The organism is Sedimentibacter sp. B4 (assembly GCF_000309315.1).
Taxonomy (GTDB): domain Bacteria; phylum Bacillota; class Clostridia; order Tissierellales; family Sedimentibacteraceae; genus Sedimentibacter; species Sedimentibacter saalensis.
Genome location: NZ_CANG01000955.1, coordinates 252,946 through 277,463 on the forward strand (window position 1 = coordinate 252,946; position 24,518 = coordinate 277,463).

Annotated in this window: 15 protein-coding genes, 1 pseudogene and 1 riboswitch; of the genes and pseudogenes, 3 read left to right on the forward strand and 13 right to left on the reverse strand. The window is 34.8% G+C overall.

Annotated elements, in window-relative coordinates; genetic code table 11:
- Positions 1–17: 17 nt before the first annotated feature.
- From BN358_RS19280 to BN358_RS19295, 4 genes are all read right to left on the reverse strand, one after another.
- Positions 18–1,421, reverse strand: coding sequence for an FAD-binding oxidoreductase (locus BN358_RS19280; RefSeq protein ID WP_019230173.1), 1,404 nt, complete (start codon positions 1,419–1,421; stop codon positions 18–20).
- A 1-nt stretch (position 1,422) separates the two neighbouring features.
- Positions 1,423–2,613 carry an electron transfer flavoprotein subunit alpha gene (locus tag BN358_RS19285; RefSeq protein WP_019230174.1) on the reverse strand — a complete coding sequence of 397 codons (1,191 nt, stop codon included), beginning with the start codon at positions 2,611–2,613 and terminating at the stop codon, positions 1,423–1,425.
- A gap of 9 nt (positions 2,614–2,622) precedes the next feature.
- The gene (locus tag BN358_RS19290) at positions 2,623–3,411 is read right to left on the reverse strand and encodes an electron transfer flavoprotein subunit beta/FixA family protein (RefSeq protein ID WP_019230175.1); all 789 of its coding nucleotides are present in this window, start codon (positions 3,409–3,411) and stop codon (positions 2,623–2,625) included.
- Positions 3,412–3,618: 207 nt separating this feature from the next.
- A complete protein-coding gene (locus BN358_RS19295; protein WP_019230176.1) occupies positions 3,619–4,323 on the reverse strand; it encodes a FadR/GntR family transcriptional regulator in 705 nt (234 codons plus the stop codon).
- Between the two features lie 278 nt (positions 4,324–4,601).
- A riboswitch (glycine riboswitch) is annotated at positions 4,602–4,692 on the forward strand.
- A 90-nt stretch (positions 4,693–4,782) separates the two neighbouring features.
- On the opposite strand from BN358_RS19295, the gene BN358_RS19300 reads away from it, so the two are divergent.
- Entirely contained in the window at positions 4,783–6,171 is a 1,389-nt protein-coding gene (locus BN358_RS19300; protein ID WP_019230177.1) for a sodium:alanine symporter family protein, read from the forward strand.
- A gap of 44 nt (positions 6,172–6,215) precedes the next feature.
- Here BN358_RS19300 and BN358_RS28020 read toward each other — a convergent pair whose 3' ends face one another.
- On the reverse strand, positions 6,216–7,631 hold the full coding sequence (locus BN358_RS28020) for a copper amine oxidase N-terminal domain-containing protein (protein ID WP_019230178.1): 1,416 nt from the start codon (positions 7,629–7,631) through the stop codon (positions 6,216–6,218).
- Positions 7,632–8,444: 813 nt separating this feature from the next.
- Between BN358_RS28020 and BN358_RS19310 the strand changes: the two genes are divergently transcribed.
- Positions 8,445–8,978 (forward strand): sigma-70 family RNA polymerase sigma factor, encoded by a 534-nt coding sequence (locus BN358_RS19310; protein WP_040583990.1) that lies wholly within the window; start codon positions 8,445–8,447, stop codon positions 8,976–8,978.
- Positions 8,968–10,425, forward strand: a complete 1,458-nt coding sequence (locus BN358_RS19315; RefSeq protein WP_019230180.1) for a DUF4179 domain-containing protein — start codon at positions 8,968–8,970, stop codon at positions 10,423–10,425. The genes BN358_RS19310 and BN358_RS19315 overlap by 11 nt, the downstream gene beginning before the upstream one ends.
- A gap of 212 nt (positions 10,426–10,637) precedes the next feature.
- On the opposite strand, the gene BN358_RS19320 is transcribed toward BN358_RS19315, so the two are convergent.
- The 8 genes and pseudogenes from BN358_RS19320 to nrdJ all read right to left on the reverse strand — a co-directional run bounded on the left by BN358_RS19320 (position 10,638) and on the right by nrdJ (position 24,424).
- A complete protein-coding gene (locus tag BN358_RS19320; RefSeq protein ID WP_019230181.1) occupies positions 10,638–11,171 on the reverse strand; it encodes a hypothetical protein in 534 nt (177 codons plus the stop codon).
- Between the two features lie 145 nt (positions 11,172–11,316).
- Entirely contained in the window at positions 11,317–12,921 is a 1,605-nt protein-coding gene (locus BN358_RS19325) for a hypothetical protein (RefSeq protein WP_019230182.1), read from the reverse strand.
- 475 nt (positions 12,922–13,396) lie between these two features.
- A complete protein-coding gene (locus tag BN358_RS19330; RefSeq protein ID WP_019230183.1) occupies positions 13,397–13,876 on the reverse strand; it encodes a hypothetical protein in 480 nt (159 codons plus the stop codon).
- Positions 13,877–14,135: 259 nt separating this feature from the next.
- Positions 14,136–14,948 (reverse strand): hypothetical protein, encoded by an 813-nt coding sequence (locus BN358_RS19335; protein ID WP_019230185.1) that lies wholly within the window; start codon positions 14,946–14,948, stop codon positions 14,136–14,138.
- A gap of 135 nt (positions 14,949–15,083) precedes the next feature.
- Positions 15,084–18,639: pseudogene (gene nifJ / locus BN358_RS19340) on the reverse strand (pyruvate:ferredoxin (flavodoxin) oxidoreductase).
- A gap of 352 nt (positions 18,640–18,991) precedes the next feature.
- Positions 18,992–19,903 carry an HPr(Ser) kinase/phosphatase gene (gene hprK, locus BN358_RS19345; RefSeq protein ID WP_019230187.1) on the reverse strand — a complete coding sequence of 304 codons (912 nt, stop codon included), beginning with the start codon at positions 19,901–19,903 and terminating at the stop codon, positions 18,992–18,994.
- A 49-nt stretch (positions 19,904–19,952) separates the two neighbouring features.
- Positions 19,953–21,803, reverse strand: a complete 1,851-nt coding sequence (gene uvrC / locus BN358_RS19350; RefSeq protein ID WP_040583994.1) for an excinuclease ABC subunit UvrC — start codon at positions 21,801–21,803, stop codon at positions 19,953–19,955.
- A 266-nt stretch (positions 21,804–22,069) separates the two neighbouring features.
- Positions 22,070–24,424, reverse strand: a complete 2,355-nt coding sequence (gene nrdJ / locus BN358_RS19355; protein WP_019230189.1) for a ribonucleoside-triphosphate reductase, adenosylcobalamin-dependent — start codon at positions 24,422–24,424, stop codon at positions 22,070–22,072.
- Positions 24,425–24,518 lie beyond the last annotated feature (94 nt).

A 24,518-nucleotide genomic window follows, 5' to 3' on the forward strand; every position in this document is an offset into this window, starting at 1 on the left:
CTTAATATTTGATTTTATTATAGTTGACAGACCTTGTGCGGATTCAAAATATTTTTAGGGTCAAATGCTTTTTTGATTCCCAGCATGAGCTCCACATGGGCTGGGTCAAGAGATTTCATAAGGTATGACTTCTTGGCGTATCCTATTCCATGCTCTCCTGAAACCTGTCCTTCAAGTTCCTTTGCCTTGTTGTATATTTTGTCCATGGCCAGTGTCATTTTCTCTTCCCATTCTTCTTCACTTAAATCATCCTTCAGCACATATGCATGAAGATTTCCGTCTCCGGCATGACCAAAGCTTTTTATGCGGATGTTCACTTCCTTGTAAAGGTTGTGGATGTATTCAACCATTTCATTTACCGAGCTTCTTGGAACTACAACGTCTACTTCATCCATGTATGTTGTTGAGCCTTTGATTGCTTCAAGGAATGCTCCTCTGGCTTTCCATATGGATTCTTCTCTTTCAGTTGTGTCTGATATGAGAATATCTATGGCTCCCTGCTCCTGACAGATTTTTGCAACACTTTCATAGGCCCTTTCAATCTCTTCTGTTGAGTTACCGTCAAACTTCAACAGCAGGTATGCATCAGAACTGTTGTCTGGAAATTTCTTTCCAAGATATTGTTCAGCATCTATTATTACTTCTCTTTGCATGAATTCAATTGCTGTTGGTATCGATTTTGACTTTACAATCAATGGAACTGTTCCTATTGCCTGCTCCAATGTTGGAAAAGGAATCAACAGGCTTATTGCCTTCTTGGGAAGAGGAATCAGCTTTAATATTGCCTTGGTGATTATACCAAGAGTGCCTTCAGACCCAACCATCAAATCTTTCATTGCATATCCTGTGCTGTTTTTTACAACCTTGCCGCCAAATTCAACAATTCTGCCATCAGGAAGCACAACTTCAAGACCTCTTACATAATCTCTTGTAACACCGTATTTTACGGCCCTCATTCCGCCTGCATTTGTGCTGATGTTTCCTCCGATGGTCGCTGACTTTTCACCCGGATCAGGAGGATAGAATAAATCTCTTTCTTCCACGTAAGCTGAAATTTCCATCAACAAAACACCAGGTTCAACTGTGAGAGTCAGATTTTCTTCGTCAAGTTCAAGGAAATGGTTCATGAGGCTTGTGTCTATCATTATTCCATGCTCTATTGCAACGGAAGCTCCCACAAGTCCTGTCCCTGATCCCCTTGGTGTAACAGGAATGTTGTTTTCATATGCATATTTTATTATTTTTGAAACTTCCTTAGTTGAAGTTACCTTTACAACAACATCAGGATAGCTTGTTGTGTCGCTTAGCTCATCGTGGCTGTACTCTTCGTTTATATTTTCTCCGTAAAGCACTCTGTCTGCATCTTTTACTAAATCTATTATATATTTTAAATCTTCGTTGTCCAGTTTTTTGTAGTCCATTTTATGCCTCCCTGCCTGCTTTTATTTGTTCTATTAAGTTAGGAATAATTTCATACAAATCTCCTACCAGTCCGTAATGGGCAGTCTTGAAAATAGGTGCATGTTCATCTTTGTTTATTGCTATTATCTGTTCTGAATTGTTCATGCCTGCAACAAACTGAATTGCTCCCGATACTCCACAGGTAATTATGAGCTTTGGTCTTACTGTTCTTCCGCTGAGTCCCACCTGGCGTTTTGCTTCAACCCATCCTGCTTCAGACATAGGTCTTGTGCATGCCATCTGTCCTCCCAATAAATCTGCAAGTTCTTTTATCATTGCCAGGTCTTCTTCTTTTTTGACTCCTCTTCCTGCAACAACCAACACATCAGCTGCTTCAATGAACTGTTCCTTTTCCTTTGGAATTATGTCCATTACTTCAACCTTGCAGTTTAATTTTTCTGAATCAATGCTGCACTTAACTATTTCTCCTGCTTCCTCTTGATTTCTTTTAGGTGCATCCATTACCTTGTATCTAACAGTAGCCATCTGAGGTCTGTTGTTAGGGGTGAGTATCTGTGCCATAATGTTTCCGCCGAATGCTGGACGTATCTGCACCAAATCTGTGTTTTCATTGATTTCAAGTTTCGTACAGTCAGCAGTAAGGCCTGTTTTCAGTCTTGCAGCAAGCCTTGGAGCCAGCTGTCTTCCAACTGGTGTTGCTCCAACCAGTATGGCAGTTGGCATGATGCTTTTTACAAAATCTTCAAACACTGCTGTGTATGGTTCAATTTTAAATCTGTCAAGCTTTTCATCATCATATACGAACACCTTGTCAACACCGTAATGAAGGATTTCATGACATTGCTTTGAAATGCCGCTTCCCATCATTACAGCATAAACAGGATAATTTATTTTTTCTGCAAGCTCCTTTGCTTTTCCAATGAGCTCATAAGTAACAGGATGAATGTTTCCGTCAATGTGGTCAACATATACTGCAATTCCCTTCCACAAACTCTTGTCTACTTCTTCCTTTGTTTCTTCCACATATTCTATTGCTCCTGCAGGTCCCTTTTTAACGCAAAGCTTGCACATTTTGCACGCAGCATTTATCTGAAGTTCACCGTTTATTTCTTCAAGAGCTCCAAAGGGGCATATGCTTATGAGTTCCTGCATGTTGCCTACTTTTGACTGATTAACAACTAATTTTGCCATGATTGCCTCCTATGCGAATTTCATTTCTTTCAATTTATTTAACAGCTGAGTTGTAAGCTCTGAGTTTGATCCTGCCCACATTTCCCTGTGAGCGTTCACAGAAGGAGGAAATATGCGCTGAACCTGCGTTGGAGAACCATTGAGTCCGTAGTGTTTTTCATCCTTGTCTTCCATGTCATCAAGGCTCATGACTGTAATTTCTTTGTCCTTTGTATTTATTTTTCTTGTGTAGGAAGGAAGTCTCGGCATAAAAATATCCTTGTCAACAGCCAGGAGGCATGGATATTCAACCTTGGCAATTTCTATGTCATCTGTCATATCCATTTCTACTGAAATAAATTTTTCTTCAATGTCAATAATTTTGCACACATTTGAAACGCTTGGTATGTTAAGCCATTCAGAAACTTCAGGTCCAACCTGGGCAGTATCTCCGTCAGTAGTCTGCTTTCCGCAGAGAATGAGTTCAAAATCTCCTGTTTTCTTTATTCCCTGAGCAAGTGTGTAGCTTGTTGCAAGAACGTCAGCTCCGCCGAATTTTCTGTCGGAAATGAGCACACCTTCATCTGCTCCCATGGCAAATGCTTCTCTTATTACTCCTGCCGCCTGTGGTGGTCCCATGGTAATAACAGTAATGGTTCCGCCTGTTTTTTCTTTCACTCTCAGTGCTGTCTCAATTGCATACAAGTCATAAGGATTCATTTTTGAATCTACGCCGTTTCTTTTCAATACTCCTGTAACAGGATCTACTTCAACTTTGTTTGTTTCAGGAACTTGTTTGATGCAAACCAAAATGTTCATATGTTTACCTTTTCCCTTTCTGAATACATTAACTATAATTTCGTTTTCACTAACTGGTAGTACCACTTCTGATAAAAATAAAAATGCATGCGCATTTTCAACTGGTAGTACCACTTACTTTATTAAGTATATCTGCAAATGTTATCATTGTCAACAATAGTCACTTTTTTAACATTGATATTTTAAAAAATCTTTTTTGCTTTCTATTTATATATTTTTTGTCATTCTATCCAACTCTTCGTCAATCAAATCAAAATGTTTGTTTATTGCAGAAAAAGCAAGGGTTTTGTCCTTGATTATAAGGCTCTTCACCATTTTGTCATGTGCATCATGAAGGTAATCTTTGCTGGTTTCAGAGCTTAATATTTCCTTCCTCAGGTCCGCTATGAACTTATCCATCACTTCTGAAAGAGCTCTTAGTATATTTATTATCAAAGTATTTCTGGATGCTGCTGCAATGTTATAGTGAAGCTGCTTATCTAGAATTACATTATATTCTTCTGTTTGATTTTCAAGCTGAGAAATTATATTTTCAAACTGTTCAATTTCTTTATCTGTTACATTGTCAATGGCAATCATCAGCGCCTCAAGTTCCAGTGCACGCCTCAGCTGGCTTATTTGCTGATAAGTTATCTGATTAAGCATAAACATCATGGACATAGATTCCACAAGATTGTTTTCAAAATTGCCTGTAAGATAATTTCCTGCTCCCTGCTGGCTAGAAATAATACCCATAAAATCAAGCATCCTGATGGCTTCCCTGACAGAGTTCCTGCTTACACCCAGAATATCAGACAATTCTCGTTCTGATGGAAGTTTTCCTCCTGTTATTAAATCTCCGTTTACAATTTGTTTTTTAATATAATCTATAACTTTTGTATAGGACTTTTTCTGCAATGCTTTTTCTTCCATAAAACCACCTGACAATATATTTTAGTTTATATCATTATAGCATATTATCAGGAAATAGTAAGTATTTTGTTATACGGCATATATTGCTGACGAAAATTTGTTGATAACCGTTTTCATAATTAAGATATGTCGTATTTAAATTTTTCCCTTTTGTTTTTTCCTAGTACATGCTATAATCATGCCCAGTGATAAAATTAAATATTTCGGATGAAGATAGTGGGAGAGAGATCATATGATCCGCCGAAGGAGTTACACTTTCAGGCAAAAGGACCATTATCGGACGAAACTCTGGAGAGCCTCAAATGAGCACCGAAGGAGCAAGCCGGTTACACCGGTCAATCTCTCAGGTAAAAGGACAGAGCTATGCTGTAATTTTTTGAGGCCGGGTCTTTTTTGATCTGGCTTTTTGTCTTTTAAGAGGATTCCTTAAACGCACTATAAAATTTAGGGAGGTACAAAATGCAAAACGTAACATTATTTTTAGAAAAGGCCGATTCCTTTATATGGGGACCGCCACTGCTGATGCTGCTAGTGGGAACAGGAATCTACCTTACATTCAAACTTGGACTCATTCAGGTTTTCAAGCTTCCCCTGGCATTGAAACTGGTTTTTTCCAAAGACACTGATAGCAATGCACAGGGCGATGTTTCAAGCTTCGGTGCACTTTGCACAGCATTGGCGGCTACAATCGGAACAGGAAACATTGTAGGTGTTGCCACCGCCATCAAGGCAGGAGGACCTGGAGCCTTGTTCTGGATGTGGGTTGCAGCTTTCTTCGGCATGGCTACCAAGTACGGCGAATGCCTTCTTTCCGTAAAGTACAGGGTTGTTGATGAAAACGGACAAATGTCCGGAGGACCTATGTACTACATTGAAAGAGGACTTGGAAACAAAGTCCTTGCAAAAATGTTTGCTGCCTTCGGCGTAGGAGTTGCCTTCTTTGGTATAGGAACATTTCCACAAATTAATGCAATTACAGATGCCGTAAAAATTACTTTCAACATTCCAGTTCTTGCTACTTCAATAGTGATAACCGCAATAGTTGCACTTGTAACATTGGGAGGAATCAAAAGTATTGCAAAAATTTCAGAAATCATTGTTCCATTTATGGCTGTATTTTATGTGCTGGGAGCATTGTTCATAATGATATCAAACATTCAGCTTATTCCACAAACATTTTTGTTGGTAATAAAAAGCGCATTTACCCCAACTGCTGCAACCGGTGGATTTTTAGGAGCAAGCGTCATGTATGCCATGCGAAACGGCGTTGCCAGAGGTGTTTTCTCAAATGAGTCAGGCCTTGGAAGCGCACCAATTGCAACTGCTGCTGCAAAAACAAATTCATGCGTGAAACAAGGACTTATTTCAATGACAGGAACATTCTTTGACACAATAATTATATGCACCATGACAGGTTTGATGCTTATTATGACAGATGTATGGAACGGAAGTCTCCAAGGTGCAAGCATGACAAATGAAGCATTCAACCAGGGGCTGCCTTTAATCGGACCTTATATTGTTACTGTAGGATTGATATTCTTTTCTTTCACAACAATTCTCGGTTGGAACTACTATGGTGAGAGATGTACAGAATACCTGTTTGGAGTTAAGGCAATCAAATTATACAGATTGATTTTTATTGTACTTGTAGGGGCAGGATCATTCCTCAAGCTTGACATGATATGGATTCTTGCAGACATTGTAAACGGACTCATGGCAATACCAAACCTCATAGCTCTCATTGGACTCAGGGGAGTTATTGCATCTGAAACAAGACTGTATTTTGAGGGACTGAAAAGCGAATCAAAAATAGCATGGAAAAGTAAGACTGTAAATGAAGAAAATTAAACTAAAGGACGGCGCAAGCCGTCCTTCTAAATTTATTAACAAATTTATTTTTCAATTACTGCAGTGGAAAAATCACCATCAAGAGTATAAGTTATTTTGTATCCGAGTTTTTCAAAGTCTCTCACTTTAACCATTGTTCTTGAGTCAACAATCACACCTGTCATGTCGATTTTCTCATTGCCTCTTATAACATATGCTTTTCTTGCATCATTATCCCAATATACTTCTTCTCCAAATGTTTCGCCTATGTATCTCAAAGGAAGATAAACTCTGTTTTCAATGATAGTGTATGGCTGTGTATTCCAATCTGTCTTGCCGCTTTGTCTCGTTATATCAACATCAAGATCTTCACCCTCTGTATACCACATAAGCTGCATTGTCTGAGCGGGATTAATTTTGTTTTCTGTTTTCTCATATAGGCTTTCAGCATCTTCTATAGTCATAACACTTTCTGTAACTGAAATTTTTTCAACATTTTCAGGTGTTACTAAAGTTTCTGCTGAAAGTTTTCCCATGGACATTCCTTCATAAACAATTTCTGCTGATGAATTTTCCTTGTATGATGAACCTGTTTTTACAATATTTTGCTGAATTTTACTTCCTCTCACAAGTTCTTCAATGGAAGCCAGTTCTTCAGTTTCAAGTATCATAACTGCTTCATCCAAGAAATCATAAAAATCCTGTCTGCTTGCTTCTAATTCAGCTATTAATGTTTCCTTGTCCTCAGCAGTCATTCCTTCAAATTCTGTGTTGTTGTACAGGTTTTCAACATACTTCACAGTTTCATCAAACACATGCTCTCTGTTTTCGCTTACATATGTAATGAGTCTTTCCACAAATTCTAAAGCGCCCTGTGAAGTAAGTTCAATGGAGTAACCTCCGTTTATCTTTGTTATGAGTTTTGAATCAAAGCCCTTAAATGCTGTTGTAATATAGTCAATTGCATTATCCTGCATTTCCTTGTAATCCGTTTCATATTCAATGCTGTCCATTTCACCTAAATCACTAAGCAGTATGTATTCCACATCCTTAAGGCCGTTGTTGTAGAAATCATTTATAACTTCCACACTTTCTGTTGCTTCGCCATTTAACATTTCATCAAATGTAATTAACTGAAGAACCAGATTTTTTGAAACATATACGTTATTGTCTGCAATTATGAAATTGATTGGATCAGTTGACTTTAATCCATTTAAGCTGAATGTCACATCAACATTCATGTAAATTGAGTTTAAGTCTTCTACGTTAGCCTTACCCTTTAAATTAATTGCTGCATTGTAGTCTTCCCCTGCCACATCTTCAGTAACTTCAATGTTTGTTGTATTTTCAAATGAAAACTGAGTCAAAGCCGCCAGTTCTCTCGACAAACTGAGATAACCCAGTTCGTTTGTGCTGCATCCTGTAAGTACAGAAAATAGCATAACTAATGATAACATCAATGAAATTGTTCTTTTAAACATATCTCCTCCTCGCAACCAAAACATAGTGAATATCATTTCACCATACCTGTTGCCCCCTCGTATTTTGTATACCTTATTTTACTATAAATATATTTTTTTTACAACTAAAAGGTGAGTACAAGTTCTCTACGCGATTTAAATGTTATAATTTCGATAATCTATGAAGCTACTTGCCCATTAAGTAAGTGTCCTATATCTTTAACACCCCTATCATTGTAATTTCCTACTTTTGAAACTGCACTTAGCCCCCATGTTATTAGTAAAACTGAACACGAAAGAACTGAAATAATTAAAAATTCTTTTCATTTATAATGAATCCCCCTTTTCTATTGTTTAAATATGAAACTACATTCTCTTCTCAACACGGATTTACTGAGTAAAGTTTCTATTTTTATGCTAAATATTTTAACGATTGTAAACTTTTGATCTTTCCAAATCAATTATATTAATTTTACTAACTGCATACATTACTTTTAATTTGTGAAAATGAATCTATATTAATAAGACTCCGCACAAGCGTAAAAGGTTGCATTTTTTCAATTACTAATTTCAATTTTTTTAACATTGATGTATGAAAATATCATCAAAAACATTCTCATTAAAGTGTAACCTTTTAGCTAAGTTAATTGTCTTATATATGAAATGAAATTTAACTGTAGGTGTTAGATAAGTAGTGACTCTATATTTTATATGGGCTATACTTGTTAATATATGGATATAATCGACAATTGAGCATCAACCACTAAGTAGTTTTACATGACTTTCATTTTTATCAAATATATCAGAAATGAAAAAGGCAGAGGTAAAAACAAAATGGTAAACAATATCGCTGACAATTTTAAACCTAATGAAACAATCAATAAAAGTCAGTTTTCTAATTTAGTAGAAACTCACCAACTAAGCATGTACCGTTTAGCAAAAAGCATTCTCTTGAATGAATATGATGCTGAAGATGCCGTAGGTTCAGCTATATATAAGGCCTATGTAAGCAGAAATACTCTTAAAGATTTAAATTGTTTTAAAGCTTGGATATTAAAAATAGTATCTAATGAGTCATACTCCATTATAAGAAAAAACAAAAAACTAATTTATATGGAACAAGTGATTGAGCCGACTCAAATTAGTAAGGATTATGAGTCTTCTTATGAAGTATGGGATTCAGTACAAAAATTAGAAGAGAAGTATAGAGCAATTATTGTTTTATTTTATTACGATGACTTTAGTATAAAAAATATAGGCGAAATTCTAGATATACCACAAAGTACAGTTAAAGTCAGGCTTTTTAGAGCTAGACAGAAACTAAAAATCGAATTATTGACTCAGGGAGGACTTACATATGAACAATAATTTTGATAAAACGATTAAATCTATGATTGAGCATGAGCCAAATCCTATGGCAGAAGAATTCAAGAATTCAATTAAGTCAGCACTAGAAAAATTACCCGAAGATAATACTGGCCTTAAAAAGGTACAAAAGAATACTCAAAGAATAAAAGTTATACTTATAGCTTCTATAATTGCCTTGTTTCTTATGACAACAGCCTTTGCTTCAGTACCAAGATTATTAGAAATGACTCAAAATTTCTTGAAAGAATTTTATAAAATAGATAACCTAAACATAGAGTCCAAGCAATCTGAATATGAAAAGTACAATGCTACTGTAAATTATACGAGTGAAAGTGAAGGTATTTCTGTAACGGTAAATAGCATAGCGGTAGATGGAAACTTTATTTTAATAACATCTACCGTAACCAGTTCAGTACCTATAAAAGAAATTATTATGAATGATTCAATATATAAACGTAATTATGAAAAATACGGCATAAGTGATTTTACAGAATATATTCTTCCCTTGGCCCCATTTTATACTTTTAAAATAGATGGTACGGATTTAGGAATTAATGATACAACAGATTGGGATTATTATTTAAAAAATGATTATTCATTTGTTGCTATTCAAAAATATATAATGACAGATGAATTACCAATAATTTTCAATTTAAATATATTTACTGAATATATCTGTAATTCTAAAGGTACTTGGTCTTTTTACATGGCAATTGATAGAAGCAGTACAATTGAAAATTCAATTACTGTAACTCCTAACATTCAAGCAGAAGTCACATCTATAGTACAAAGGAGCGAATATAAACATAATATCACAATAGATAAACTATCTATTTCTCCATTTGGTGGACAAATTGCCATAAGTGAGGGTGGTTCAGATCCTTTTAGGGATTTTACCTTGAGAGATGAAAATGGCAACTATTATCTTGTATTAAATGATATAGTTAAATTTGCTGAAAATGGAGATATCAGCAAGAATGTATTCGAATTTATATATCCATCAACTAACAAGAAAATTAATGAACTATACTTGGTACCAATTTTAACTTTTGGTGATCCAGTTGAAAAACAAGTAATGATGTCTGATGATAATACTCCAACAGAAATAAAAATAAGTGATATAGGTGGGTACAAGACAGAAAATATAGAAATTGATGATAATCAAATAAGAGTAATACTCAAACCTTATGGGGCAATACTTCAATACAGAAGCATTATAAATGGAGCTTTTGGTTTTTTAGATAAAAACGGCAGTAAGGATATAAACAAATATATTAATTTAAAAGAAGTTAAATATGATAAGCAAACTGGAAATGCAGTTATAACAGGTTCTTGGAGTACAGACGCTCCAGATAATATCTCTGATCAAATTGGAGGGTTCTGGTATGTAGAAATGCCAGACATGCTCCTTAATGAAGATGAAGCAATAACAATCCCTCTCAAATAAATAATTATATTTATTTTTAAAAAGTTTTATTTTTCAAGAAAATATTCTCTTATATATATAAGAAGCCATAAAAATATTTATGAATTCAGACATAATAAATATTTTTATGGCTTCTATAGTGTTATAGCTTTTGTTGTTCTTATTCTCTATTTTGATTTTGTGTTTTCTTACAAAGCTATTAGAAATACAGCAATGAATTTAAATTCATTAGATTAAAGTTGAATTGTAATTTCTTGATATTCTTCAAATCTAGGATTTCTATATTTTATTAAGACCTTATTATCTTTATCATATTCAGTTTTATATTCACCTGAATGAAAAGGTGCATTATCTGTTACAATATAAGGACCATTTTCTAAAGGTTTTTTAAATAGCAAGTACTTTTTTTCATAAAAAGTAATAGTATATTCTTCTATTACACTATGTTCTTTAACTATTAAATCCCTATTATTAGGTAAATCTATTTGTGTTGTATATAAAAGCTGTTCAAACATAACATGATAAAGTGACATTAAAGAAATAAGTACTATACAAATGATAAAAGAAGCTATCTCTAGAAAGTTTATGTCTTTAAATATAGTTTTATTCAGAGATACAAAAAAACTAATTAGTATTACAATTTTAGTATAAAAATTATATTTATTATTAATAAAACTAAGTTGTGTTACACCTTGTATATAAAGCAAAATTGCAATAAAACAAATATTAATAATCCAAACACTTATTACCCTTTTTTCTGTTTTCATATTTTATCCTTTTATATTTTTTTCATTTTAAACATATGTTTAAAAAAATATATTTCTCCTACTAGTAATCCTGTTTCCTACATAATTATTCACATTATAATAATTGATAAAATAAATATGAGAAAAAGGTAAATATTTTTAAAAACTAATTTTCTGAAACTCTTTTATAATACTCATCATTAGGAAGGCCTACAACATCATTTTGTAATTCATCTCTTTGACTGTCTCCTGACGGCTTCCAGTTAGAAACGGTGTTATTGTAATAGCACTCATATATATCACCTTCATTTAATCCAACATGAGAACCGACACAACGAGCATTTACCATTGTTTTGACCCAAACACAGGCTCCGCAGTTCCTTATCTCTGCCCAACAGTTGTTACCGGCGAAGCCGCCAATAGCTATTGGCATATTGGTATCTTCCGTAATTTTGTCACATGTAACTATTCCCTTTACAGAGCAATTTGCAACAATAGTCCTGTGATTTGAGCCTATAAAGCCTCCAACCCAGTTCTCACCAAAAACTTCTACATCAGCTTTACAGTTATATATTTCACTACAAACATCATCTGTTTTATAATCAAATGATGTACTCCCCACAAGTCCTCCTACATTACTTATGCCCTTAACGGTACCGCTAACATTGCAGTTTTCAACTGTTGCACTTAATATCCTGCCGGCAAGTATTCCTGCAGATACATTATTGAATTCGCCTTTATAGCCTATGTTGGCATTTTCTATATTTAAATTTTTAACAATGGATCCATTTCCCAAAACAGAGAAAAATCCGAAATACTCACCCATCTCATTAGGTTCAGTCGATTCTCCAACATAATTCAAATTAGAAATTGTGAAATTATTTCCTTCAAAAATTCCGCAAAATCCAATGTTGTTCGGATTTCTTTCATCAAAATAATAAATATCTGATTTGTTTATTCCAATAGGTGTAAATTTCACATTGCTCATATCAATGTCTTTAGTAAGTGTATATGTTGCGTTTAACTCATTATATATTTCACTGTTTACCCTTTTTGCCATTGCAAGAACATCATCTGGGCTGCTGATTTCATATGTTTTGTCAATAACCAAATCTCCGTATCCATTATCAGCATATATCTTTTTTGCATATTCTAAATTTGTTATATTTTCAATTTTTTTTATTCGATATTGCTGTTCTCCAGCCTTAAGTTCATCAGATAAAATAAGCGGAATTTCATCCTCAGTGAGAATATATGGAACCATGGTGTAAGTAACCGGATAAAGCCAACGTCTGTTGCCGTCTTCATCATCAATAAATCGTCCATATAATACACTTACTTCTTCACCATTGTCATTAATTTCAAAAGGTTCAAGAATTATATCTTTATAATTGTCATCATCCGGAAAACTATAATAAACAGAATCATTCTTTATAGCAATAAGCTCCTTGCAGAAAAATATAGATGCAATCTCTTTTGTATTTTCATATGGCATTGTAAAAGCATAATCTTTTATATAATCTTCATCTTTATTAAATTCAGCTAAAATACCAATTGTAAAAATCACCGGTGAATCTGTATCTAACGTTCTTCCTAATACTGATTTTTCATACATTTTTGCTAATTCGTGTAAATTGGAATAATCAGTCTCAGACTTTGAAACAGTCATTTCCTGATCAGATGTATTCTTTATAGCTATGTTATTGTTTTTTAAATTACATGCACAAAGGAATATCATTAATACTAATAAAATAATGCAAAATCTTTTCATTTTAAATTTCTCCCCCCAAAATATTTATCCAACTTTATCCAATATATAAATTTATGAAACTGAATAATAACTTTAAAGACCTTTTGACTCAACAGTTATACCAAAGGGCTTTTATTCTGCAATACTCATTGTTATCGTTCGCTTACCAAACCAATATTAAAATTCTTATTTTTATTTTATTAGATATGATTGAATTTATATATTATAGATTATTTTATAAAATCCAATATTTTTTCACTGCTATCATTTATTGTAAATGAATCTTTTAAGTGAAACTGTTTATCTAATAGTATTATTTTGCTTTTATCAGTTATTACAAAATCCGTTTCTAGAGGATTTTCTACTATAAAATTAGTTATTGTAATAACGTTAACTTTTCTTTGTTTATTATTTGAAAAAGTCACTTTGTTTATTATAAACTCAGTCTTAATGCTTCATAATTTCAGTTTGCTGCCTTTCCTTAATCAACCATTTTTCATAAAATTTCCATATTTTCATATTGCAGATATGTTTTATCATTGCTTTTATTTATACTATATGTTATTTGACATATTGCAATTGCAGTTGGAACCGGCTCTCCTTCTACATCATACCATAAATATAAACACACATCATTATTTACTTCTTTATCATATGTATAAAATATTAGACCAGGAAAAGTGCTGTACGCTGCAAAGCCTCCTGGTATATCTATATAAATATTCTCATATCTGCAATCAATATCGCAAGCCAAATCCCTGATTGATTTGTAAACCAGATTAACTTCAAAAATATTTCTCAGTCTGTCGTCCTCTTTAGTCAGTATATAAAGCTTATCATTATTTTCACCCCATACTGTTACCCCAAGCTCTATATTATTTTCATTGTTTTGATTTTTGTTGCCTGAATAATCATTATTTGAAAAATAGTCAAGCACATTGTCTTCAAAGTATTTATTCCCGCTGCTGTCCAGCACAATAAGATCTCCGCTTTTATTGTACAGGCTTATGTATTTACCAAGCTCACTGAAATTTATATCGTCAAGTTTATCTGCAACAATATTTGCATTGTTATTTTCGGTGTATTGAATTAGCTTTTTATTTTCGCCATCATCAACAACAGCATAAACAATATCATTAAATTTAATAAGCTTTGTATTATCGGCTTCATCAATGCTAATTCAGAAACAAGCGTATCTTTGTAGCCTGCTCTTGTATAAGCGCTGTCTTTTCCAATCATGATTCGTGTTCTAAATCTATGTATTTATTTAGAATAATTTTATTTTCTTTATTATCAACAACACAAATAGAGAAAAAATTATTTATATAACAGGTGAAATCTCTATTATCACTGTTCAATATATCTGTATAATAGCATTCGTATAAAATTTTCTCTTTTCCTTCATTGTCAGATTCTAATTTTATAATGTATGAATTATATGCTCCATCTATAATTATTTTATCATCATCCTGACTATATACAACATCCTCCATGTTATAAAGAATTCTTTTTAAATCACCATTTTCATATCTCCATATTTCATAAAAATCTCCAATGATTTTTTCTTCTATGTTATTCAGCGATCTATCCGTGTAATTTGTAACGGTAGTATACTCACCGTCACCTGCTTGAATATAATCATTATGTAACACTAAATCGTGTATTTTTACCTTTATATAATATGTATTTTCAATGCTAAAAAGCTCTGAAGTCTCAACATCATCAAGCCCGGTTAAAACCTTAACCTCACCTTGAACCTTAATTAAAGCTTCATCCGCATTTGAATATTCAATATCTTTAGAGATATTATCACTTTGGCTTAGTGCATCAATTTCATCATAAAAATTACTATCGTCTTTATTGCATGAGCATAATAAAAAAATCAACAGTAAACTGATCATACTCAATTTATAAAAACTTTTGTTTTTTATTGCTCTTCTAATTCTAAAATGTCTGTCATTCATATTATTCAATGTTCCAACGCCCCCAAATAATAATTTTGTGTTTTTCATTATTGTAAATATTAAGTTTGAAGCATAAAATACCATTCCTTATATCTGATAAATAGGATAAATAAACTAAACTAATTATATGACGCTTTTATAATATAAAAAGTTTCACACTATCGTGGTTTTCTGTATACAAAAAAAGAACGGTTCTAAAAGAACCGTTCTACATTTTTATTAATATTTCATTTCAGCCATTCTTACATAGCCTTCATATCTTTCCTTAGCATCTTTTTCTGCTTTGGCAAATAATTCTTCAGCTATTTCTGGGAATGAAGCTTTCAATGATACATATCTTACTTCGCCTTCAAGGAATTCTCTAAATGAAGTCTTTGGCTCTTTAGAATCCAGTATGAATGGGTTCTTGCCTTCTTCCTTGAGAAGTGGGTTGAATCTGTATAAATGCCAGTATCCTGCATCAACAGCTTTCTTTTCTCTTTCAACAGTCTTGCCCATTCCGGCTTTGATTCCGTGGTTGATACATGGAGCATAAGCTATGATCAATGATGGTCCGTTGTAGCTTTCTGCTTCTTTCAAAGCTTTAAGGAATTGGTTCTTATCTGATCCTATAGCAACCTGAGCTACATATACATAGCCGTAAGTTGAAGCGATCATACCTAAGTCTTTCTTCTTAACTCTCTTACCTGAAGCTGCAAATTTAGCAACTGAAGCAGTAGGAGTAGATTTAGAAGACTGTCCGCCTGTATTTGAGTAAACTTCTGTGTCAAGAACAAGAACATTTACGTCTTCGCCTGATGCCAATACGTGGTCTAATCCGCCGTATCCTATGTCATATGCCCAGCCGTCTCCGCCTATGATCCATTGTGATTTCTTAACAAGGAAGTCTTTCTTGTCAATAATGTTTTTAACTGCTTCTTCACATTCTTTGCATGGTGTAAATCCTTCTACAGCTGCAAGAACTTTAGCAGAAGCAACTTTTGATGCTTCAGCGTTGTCTATTCCTGCTATCCATTCCTGGCATGCTGCTTTTAATTCAGCAGGAATTTCTTTTTCAAGCAATGCTTCCATTGACATTTGAATTGATTCTCTCATTTGTCTTACAGCTGTTGCCATACCTAAACCAAATTCAGCATTGTCTTCGAACAATGAGTTAGCCCATGAAGGACCTCTTCCGTTTTTGTCTGTAGTGTATGGTGTTGCTGGTGCAGATTCCCCAAATTGATGAACATCCAGTAGCATTAGCTATCATCATTCTGTCGCCGTACAACTGAGTAATAGTCTTAACATAAGCTGTTTCTCCGCAACCTGCGCAAGCGCCTGAGAACTCGAAGTATGGTTTGCAGAACTGGCTTCCTTTTACAGAAACTTTATCCATCAAGTTATCTTTTATAGATACTTCATCCATTGCATATTTCCAGTTTGGTATTCCTGCTTCAACTTCTTCAGCAATAGGATTCATAACAAGAGCTTTTGTCTTAGCTGGACAGATGTCAGCACAGTTTCCGCATCCTGTACAATCCAATGGGCTTATAACAAGTCTGTACTCAAGGCCTTCAAGTCCTTTTCCAGTTGCTTTTATAGTTTCAAAAGTTTCTGGAGCAGCTGATTTTTCAGCTGAATCAAGCAATGTAGGTCTGATTACTGCATGAGGACATACAAATGCACATTGATTACACTGAATACAGTTTTCAGGTATCCATTTAGGTACAGTTACAGCAATACCTCTTTTTTCGTATGCTGAAGTTCCCATTGGGAATGTACCGTCTTCGATTCCTGCAAATGTGCTTACTGGAAGGCTGTCACCTTCTTGTCTGTTCATAACGTCAGCAACATTTTTAATGAAATCTGGTTTTTCTTCTTCTGTGAAAGGTACAGCAAGTCCACTGTTTGCACTTGAATCTGTTGCATCTTTCCAAGATTCAGGTATTTCTACTTTTACTAATTCAGTGATACCTTTTTGAACTGCTTCTTTGTTCATGTTAACTATTGCTTCACCTTTTTTACCATAAGATTTAACAATAGCTCCATTTAAGTACCCAACTGCTTCATCAACAGGAATAACATCAGCCAGTTTGAAGAATGCAGACTGAATGATCATGTTTGTTCTGTTTCCAAGTCCTAATTCCTGAGCAATCTCAGTTGCATTGATTGTGTAGAAATTAATTTCTTTTTTAGCAAGATATCTTTTATATTTTGCAGGCAGATTAGCTTCTAACTCTTCTTTTGACCAAAGAGTATTTAATAAGAATGTGCCGCCTTTTTTAAGTCCTGTCAATACATCATATTTATCAACATATGATTGCTGTGACAATGAAACAAAGTCAGCTTCATCAATTAAATATGTTGATCTTATTGGTGATTTACCGAATCTTAAGTGAGATACAGTAACACCGCCTGATTTTTTAGAGTCATATGAGAAATATCCCTGAGCATACATGTTAGTATGGTCACCGATAATTTTTATAGCGTCTTTGTTAGCTCCAACTGTTCCATCTGAACCAAGACCCCAGAATTTACATCTGATTGTTCCAGGTGCTGAAGTGTTAACTATTTCTGGAGTTTCCAGTGATTTGAAAGTAACGTCATCAACTATACCTATTGTGAAGTCATTTTTAGGAGCATCTTCTTTCAAGTTGTTGTAAACAGCAAATATCTGAGCAGGAGTAGTGTCTTTTGAACCTAATCCGTATCTTCCGCCAACGATTAATGGCTGTTTTTCCTGTGCATAGTACATTGATTTAACGTCTAAGTACAATGGTTCTCCAATTGAACCTGGTTCTTTGCATCTGTCAAGTACTGCTATTTTCTTAACAGTCTTTGGCATTACATCAAAGAAATATTTTGATGAGAAAGGTCTGTACAGGTGAACTATAACTATACCAACTTTTTCTCCCTTTGCAGTTAAGTTATCTATAACTTCTTTTGCAGTTTCTGTTACTGAACCCATAGCAACTATGATGTTTTCAGCATCTGGTGCTCCATAGTAGTTGAATGGTTTGTATTCTCTTCCTGTTATTTTTTCAATTTCTGTCATGTAGTCAGCAACTACTGCTGGAACTTCATCATAGAATTTGTTTGATGCTTCTCTTGCCTGGAAGAATATATCAGGATTCTGAGCAGTTCCTCTTGTTACTGGGTGTTCCGGATTTAAAGCTCTGGCTCTGAATTCATTTACAGCATCCATATCAACTAATTTAGCTAAGTCAGCATAATCAATTGTTTCAATTTTTTGTACTTCATGAGAAGTTCTGAAACCATCAAAGAAATGTACAAATGGAACTCTTGTTTTCAGAGTAGCCAAGTGAGCAACTCCTCCTAAGTCCATTGCTTCCTGAACGCTGCTGGAAGCTAAAAGAGCAAATCCTGTCTGTCTTGCTGCCATTACGTCTGAATGATCTCCAAATATTGATAGAGCATGTCCTGCAAGAGCTCTTGCACTAACATGGAAAACTGCCGGTAATAATTCACCTGCTATTTTATACATGTTTGGTATCATTAACAACAAACCTTGTGATGCAGTGTATGTAGTTGTTAAAGCACCTGCCTGCAATGAACCGTGTACAGCACCTGCAGCTCCACCTTCTGACTGCATTTCAACAACTTTGACAGTTTGTCCGAAGATGTTTTTCTGACCATGAGCTGCCCATTCATCTGCAAGTTCAGCCATTGGTGAAGAAGGTGTTATTGGGAATATTGCAGCTACATCAGTAAACGCATATGAGACATACGCAGCAGCTGTATTTCCGTCCATAGTTTTCATAACTTTTGACATTAATATATCCTCCTATATAATAATTAATAATATAATGTAACTCAAATATTGTTTATAAAAATCAATACCACATTGATTATATATTAAAGGTTATTTATTTGCAACCATAAATATTTCAATATTTGCTAATATTGAAAGAGTGGCTAATAATATAAGTGAAAACTCGCAGTTTATTTTTATTTAATTAGGCTTTTATCGTTTTCACGTTTGTTTTACAAAACTTTTAACAAATAAAAAACTTATTTATTATGCAAGATAATTATGTAAAATTGCATGATAAAATAATGTCAAAAGCATTTTTCGTTGAAATTCTGACTGAGATCATTTTTATGCCGTCTTGCAATTGTATCTATTATCGTGCAAGATTTCTGAATTTTTTATTGTATGTTTCAAGAGGATTGTACCCAAGAAGCTTTTGTCTGTAATTTTTTGCTGCAATTTCCACTATTGCAGATATATTTCTTCCTGGCTTGACGGGAACAACCACTGTTGGCACCTTAATTCCAAGAATTTCAGTGAAATCCTCGTCAGCTCCTATACGATCATATTCCTTGTTTTCATCCCATTCCTCCAGTTCAATTACCATTTCAATGAACTGCTCAAGCCTGATTGACCCTACACCGAACAAATGCTTGATGTCGAGTATTCCAATGCCCCTTATTTCCATCAGGTGCTGGGTAAGTTCAGGACAAGTGGCCTTAAGCCCGCCGTCAACTTTCTTCACTATTACAGCATCATCAGCAACCAGTCTGTGACCTCTGTTTATGAGTTCAAGAGATGTTTCGCTTTTTCCTATTCCGCTTTTTCCTTTTATTAATACGCCTATTCCAAACACCTCAAGACATACTCCATGGATGATTGTTTCCTCTGCAAGTTCTTCCTCAAGGAAGTTTATCATCACATTTACAAGCTTATCTGTCTTTTCGCTGGATTTTAATACCGGTCTCTTGTACTTTTTTGCATAGTGAATAATAACATCATCAACTTCCATATCATTGGCAACAATCAATGCCGGTATTGGAAAGCTGAAAAATTTATCAATTCTCTGCCTTTTTACTTCTTCATCCAATGTCTTTATATAAAGCATTTCAGACTTGCCCATAACCTGGACTCTCTCAAAAGAAAACCAGTCGAAATAACCTGCAATCTGCAGGCCCGGTCTGATTATTTCTGCTGTATAAATTCTCGACTGAACATCTTCCGGATAATAAACTGTCTCCAGTCCTATATAGCTTACTAAATCTTCAAGTTTTACGTACTGCATAACTACCACCTTTTATATAATGAAGAGTGAAGAAAATATTCTTCATTCTTCATTGTAATGTTTTCTGCTTGTTGAAGTAATTGAAAACTGATTCTGCTGCCTTTATATTCATTCCAGGAGCAGCAGACAATTCTTCCACACTCTTTTTTCTTATATTATCAACGGAGCCAAATTCTTTCAGCAGGTTTAATTTTCTTTTTTCACCGATATTTTCAATGTTATCAAGTTCGGATCTGAATAACGTCTTATCTCTTAAATTTCTGTGATATTCAATTGCAAACCTGTGAGCTTCTTCCTGTATTCTGTAAATTAGCCTGTAAACAGGGTCTGTTTTTTTGAATTCAATTTCTCTGTTGTTGAAAATCAAACCCCTGGTTGTGTGCTTGTCATCCTTAATCATTCCGCAAACGGGAATTCTCAAACCATAGTTGGCTATAACATCCTCAGCTATTTTAGTCTGCCCTTTTCCACCATCAATGAGTATTAAATCCGGCATCTTGTTGAAACCCTTCACTTCATCGCTGTTGTCCAGGCCTCTGTTTATACGTCTTTCAAGAACTTCCTCCATGCTTTTGTAATCGTTGGGACCTTCCACTGTCTTTATCTTAAAGCGTCTGTAGTTGCTCTTGCTTGGAACTCCCCTTTCAAAAACAACCATTGAGCCTACGGACTCAACCCCTTGAATGTTTGAAATATCATATGCTTCAATTCTTAAAGGCAGTTCATCGAGTTCAAGTAGGTTTTTAAGTTCTCCTATTACCTGCATGCTTTCATCCAGATTTTTCTTAATCCTCTGGCTTCCTTTTTCAAGAATTTCAAGAGCATTTTTCTTGATCATTTTTATGAGCATGCTCTTGTCCCCTTTGGCAGGAACTTTTATGGAGACTTTGTTTCCTCTTTTTTCAGACAGAAGTTTTTCAAGAACGTCCATATCTTCTATTTCGGCTTCAATATATATTTCTTTAGGGATATATACAGTTCCGGTGTAAAATTGCGTTAAAAATGAGCTGATTATTTCCTCTCTGGTTTCATTTTCTATGTTTGTGAGGAGATAATGCTCTCTTCCCATGATTTTTCCATTTCTTATAAAGAAAATCTGAATGCACGCTTCTTCGATTCCCATGGCACTTCCGATTACATCCTGATCAATGCTTGAATTTGCAGAAACAATTTTTTGTTTTTCTGCAATGAGTTCAAGAGCGTTTATCTGATCTCTGTACTTTGCAGCAAGCTCATAGTCCATATTTCCTGAAGCTGCAATCATTTTTTCCCTGAGAGCCCTGATAAGCTCATCTTCCCTGCCGGATAGAAGGCTTATGGCTTTTGTTACTTCTTCCTTGTATTCCTTTATGCTAACGTTTCCCATGCATGGAGCTGTGCATCTGTTAATATGATAGTTCAGGCATGGCCTCTGATTTTTTTTTGTTCCGTCAAGTTTTAAGGAACACTTTCTCAGCTTGTACAGACTTCCTATTATGTCTATGATTTCATTGACTGCATAAGCGCTTGGATATGGTCCGAAATACCTGGCTCCATCTTTTTTTACTTCTCTTACCTTGTAAATGCGCGGATATTTTTCGTGAGCTGAAATTTTAATATATGGATATTGTTTGTCATCCCTTAAGAGCGTGTTGTACCTGGGCCTGTACTTTTTTATTAAATTGGCTTCAAGTATCAGTGCTTCAACTTCGTTGTCTGTAATTATATACTCAAATTCAGAAATGTTATTTATCATTGCCTGAATTTTCGGGCTGTGATTTTTAGATTGGAAATATTGTCGAACTCTTTTTTTAAGGTTTTTTGCCTTACCCACGTAGATTATTTCACCGAATTGGTTCTTCATGTGGTAGACGCCAGGGTTGTCTGGCACTTTTTTTAATTCTTCCTGTATATCAAACATGTTTTCTCCCAAAAGTTGATACATATATTATACCACTTTTGCCTTAATTTTAACATAATTTATAAATTAAATTTATATTAATTTTTTGTGTTTTTATAAATTTTTATACATGATTTTATAAAACAAAATACGTATTTTATTTTTAGAATTATTGAGACATGAACAAAACAAAAAAATTTTAAAAAAGACATAGGCGAAAAATGCATAGCAAAGTACAAAATGCAGCGATTTGTAAAAACCGCTGCATTTTATAATATATAGTAATATTATCTTATAGGACAAATTCCTGAATCGCATCCTTCATTTCCAACATCCAAAGCTTCTTCCTGCACTTCATATGTGCTCAAAAGAGATGGTATGAAAGGCTTCATTTCTTTCAGTTTAGTGTTGTATTCTTCTTCTGTGATTGACTCGTAAGGCATGAGCTGGTAGAAACTGTCATCCAGTGAAAGGAATGAAAGTGCAACCACATCGTCCCAGTTGTCCCAAACCCACTGCTCTACCTGCTCCCATTCCTTGTCCCTCACATGTACTGTTATGGAGCAGTTGTGATCAACGTAGTTTTCCATGAACAACTTGTAATTTTCAAGCTGTTCAATTGCTGTAACATCGTACTTTGTCTTGCCAACCGGAGCTTTTTCAGGGAACTCGATAACCTTTGTGGTGCAGGTTTTAATTTCCTGGCCAACTTCAGGATAAATCGGATATCCCAATTCTTCACATACCTTAACCAATGGGTCATGGCTGTTGATTCTTACTCTTCTTAAGAAGTATGGTGAATGTGAATAATGTACACCGCTTGATACTCCAGGCAGCTGTGACAATGTTCCTTCAGGTTTGATTGTTGTCACAAGTATTGGAGCGCCTTCTCCTATTTCACCTGCATAGCGTTCCGATTCATCCTTGGCTGCATCTCTTAATTTTCTTAAAAGTGCTGCCTGCTGTTCTCTGTCAAGTCCTACAGCATTGACCATATCCTGCCATCCTGTTAATGAACAGCCTGTTATCTTGTCTCTTTGCTGAACTCTGTCCCATTGTGAAAGTTCAAGTTCAACACACGTCATTCTGTATGCTGCTCTTGCAGAAAGTCTCTGTGCTTTTAACAGCCCTTTTTCATCAAGGTTTCCATTTTCATCAACAAATGCATATACATTTATAGTAGTGAGGTTGCAAAGACCTTTGTTGTCAAGGAGAATTTCGCCGCATGGGTTTACTCCGTTCATATTCGGTCTTCTCTTGTTTCCTGCTTCTTCATTAACCCAGCCAGGTTCGCCTGAATAACGCATTTGTTCTATCTGCCACTTAAGCTGTTCACGTGTAGGTTTTTTCCTGTAGTAAATTGAATTATTGCTCATGGAACGGTGAATTATGTCCTTATCAACTATCCACTGTCCGTCTATTTGTTTGTACAGCTTGTTCTTAGCTTCGATGCAGTCAGTGTCGTCGTAGTCGATAAGCATTATTTCAGCTGTTCTCCTTACTCCTCCAACAACTACATTTTCTCCTATTATGTTAGCAATGTCCAGGCAGTCTATAGGCTTAAGCTTGAATCTTTCCTTGCCTTCAATTGTTCCGCGTTTCTTAATCACGGAATCTATTTTAGAAAACATGTTTTTCATGCTTGAATGGCCGCTGGCAGTTCCACCGAAAGTTTTGAGAGCCTCTCCCTTTGGTCTTACATTGTTGTAATTGATTATAATTGTTGATATGTTTCTGTATTCGCTGCTTGTGATGAAGCTCAAGAAATGATCAAGGGCCTGAACCCAGCCTTCCTTGCTGTCTCCAACTATTATTTTTACAGAGTTGTTCTGAGTAAATTCAACGCCTGTGTTGTCTTCTCTTTTTGATTTTTCTACAGGAGAGTAATCCTCATGCATGATTTTGTAGTTTGATCTTATTTTAGGAAGTTCTTCAACGTCCTTCTTCAATATTCTTACCCCTACCCCTGAACCTATCATCAGCAGGTAGAACAAATCTCTGAAAGCATGGAAATCATTTATTATTTCAAATGCACAGTTGAAATTTGCCATAGGGTAATTGTATGAAACCGGAGTTCCTCCCACCCAGAATGTCCTGCCTGAAAGGAACTGCTTCAGGTTGAATATGTTATCGTATAATTGCTCTGCCTCTTCCTTCTTAGTCGGTACAAGGCTGCAGTTATACTCAACTGCACGTCTTACAGTCTCCCACCAGTATTCCCTTCTTCTTTCTTCAGGCAGCCACCTTGAATATGTTCTGTAATAAACAAAGTTTCCTAATTGGTTCATTGGTGAACCTACATGCTTGTAGTGGCTTATAAATTCTTCACTTAAAAGTTTGTAGTCTTTTCTTTTGCGGGAATCTCTGGATTTGTCTCTTTCATATCTGTACAATATGTATTTTTTGGCAACATCTTTTCTCTCGCTGTCCATAAGTTCATTTTCAACCATGTCCTGTACCATTTCAACAGGTATCGGGAAAGATTTGCTTAAAATTTCATTTTCAATTTTGCTGCTTATTTTTCTTGCAAGTTCTTCATCCACCCCGTCCTTCGTTTCCTTCATAGCCTTAATTATGGCGCTGGTTATTTTATCGGCATTGAAGTCAACGAAGTTTCCAGTTCTTTTCAATATCTTTATCATACAATCCCTCTTTCTCCATAGTTCTTTTATAATGCATCTTTTGTGACACTACATATTGTAGCATTAAGCTATACCTGTGTCAATATATAGTATA

Coding starts and splice junctions, on each gene's coding strand:
- BN358_RS19295 (WP_019230176.1), bottom strand. CDS start 4,323: ATGGAAGAAAAAGCATTGCAGAAAAAGTCCTATACAAAAGTTATAGAT.
- BN358_RS19325 (WP_019230182.1), bottom strand. CDS start 12,921: ATGAAAAGATTTTGCATTATTTTATTAGTATTAATGATATTCCTTTGT.
- BN358_RS19320 (WP_019230181.1), bottom strand. CDS start 11,171: ATGAAAACAGAAAAAAGGGTAATAAGTGTTTGGATTATTAATATTTGT.
- nrdJ (WP_019230189.1), bottom strand. CDS start 24,424: ATGATAAAGATATTGAAAAGAACTGGAAACTTCGTTGACTTCAATGCC.
- BN358_RS19280 (WP_019230173.1), bottom strand. CDS start 1,421: ATGGACTACAAAAAACTGGACAACGAAGATTTAAAATATATAATAGAT.
- BN358_RS19300 (WP_019230177.1), top strand. CDS start 4,783: ATGCAAAACGTAACATTATTTTTAGAAAAGGCCGATTCCTTTATATGG.
- BN358_RS28020 (WP_019230178.1), bottom strand. CDS start 7,631: ATGTTTAAAAGAACAATTTCATTGATGTTATCATTAGTTATGCTATTT.
- BN358_RS19335 (WP_019230185.1), bottom strand. CDS start 14,948: ATGGTATTTTATGCTTCAAACTTAATATTTACAATAATGAAAAACACA.
- BN358_RS19285 (WP_019230174.1), bottom strand. CDS start 2,613: ATGGCAAAATTAGTTGTTAATCAGTCAAAAGTAGGCAACATGCAGGAA.
- hprK (WP_019230187.1), bottom strand. CDS start 19,903: ATGCAGTACGTAAAACTTGAAGATTTAGTAAGCTATATAGGACTGGAG.
- BN358_RS19310 (WP_040583990.1), top strand. CDS start 8,445: ATGGTAAACAATATCGCTGACAATTTTAAACCTAATGAAACAATCAAT.
- BN358_RS19290 (WP_019230175.1), bottom strand. CDS start 3,411: ATGAACATTTTGGTTTGCATCAAACAAGTTCCTGAAACAAACAAAGTT.
- uvrC (WP_040583994.1), bottom strand. CDS start 21,803: ATGTTTGATATACAGGAAGAATTAAAAAAAGTGCCAGACAACCCTGGC.
- BN358_RS19315 (WP_019230180.1), top strand. CDS start 8,968: ATGAACAATAATTTTGATAAAACGATTAAATCTATGATTGAGCATGAG.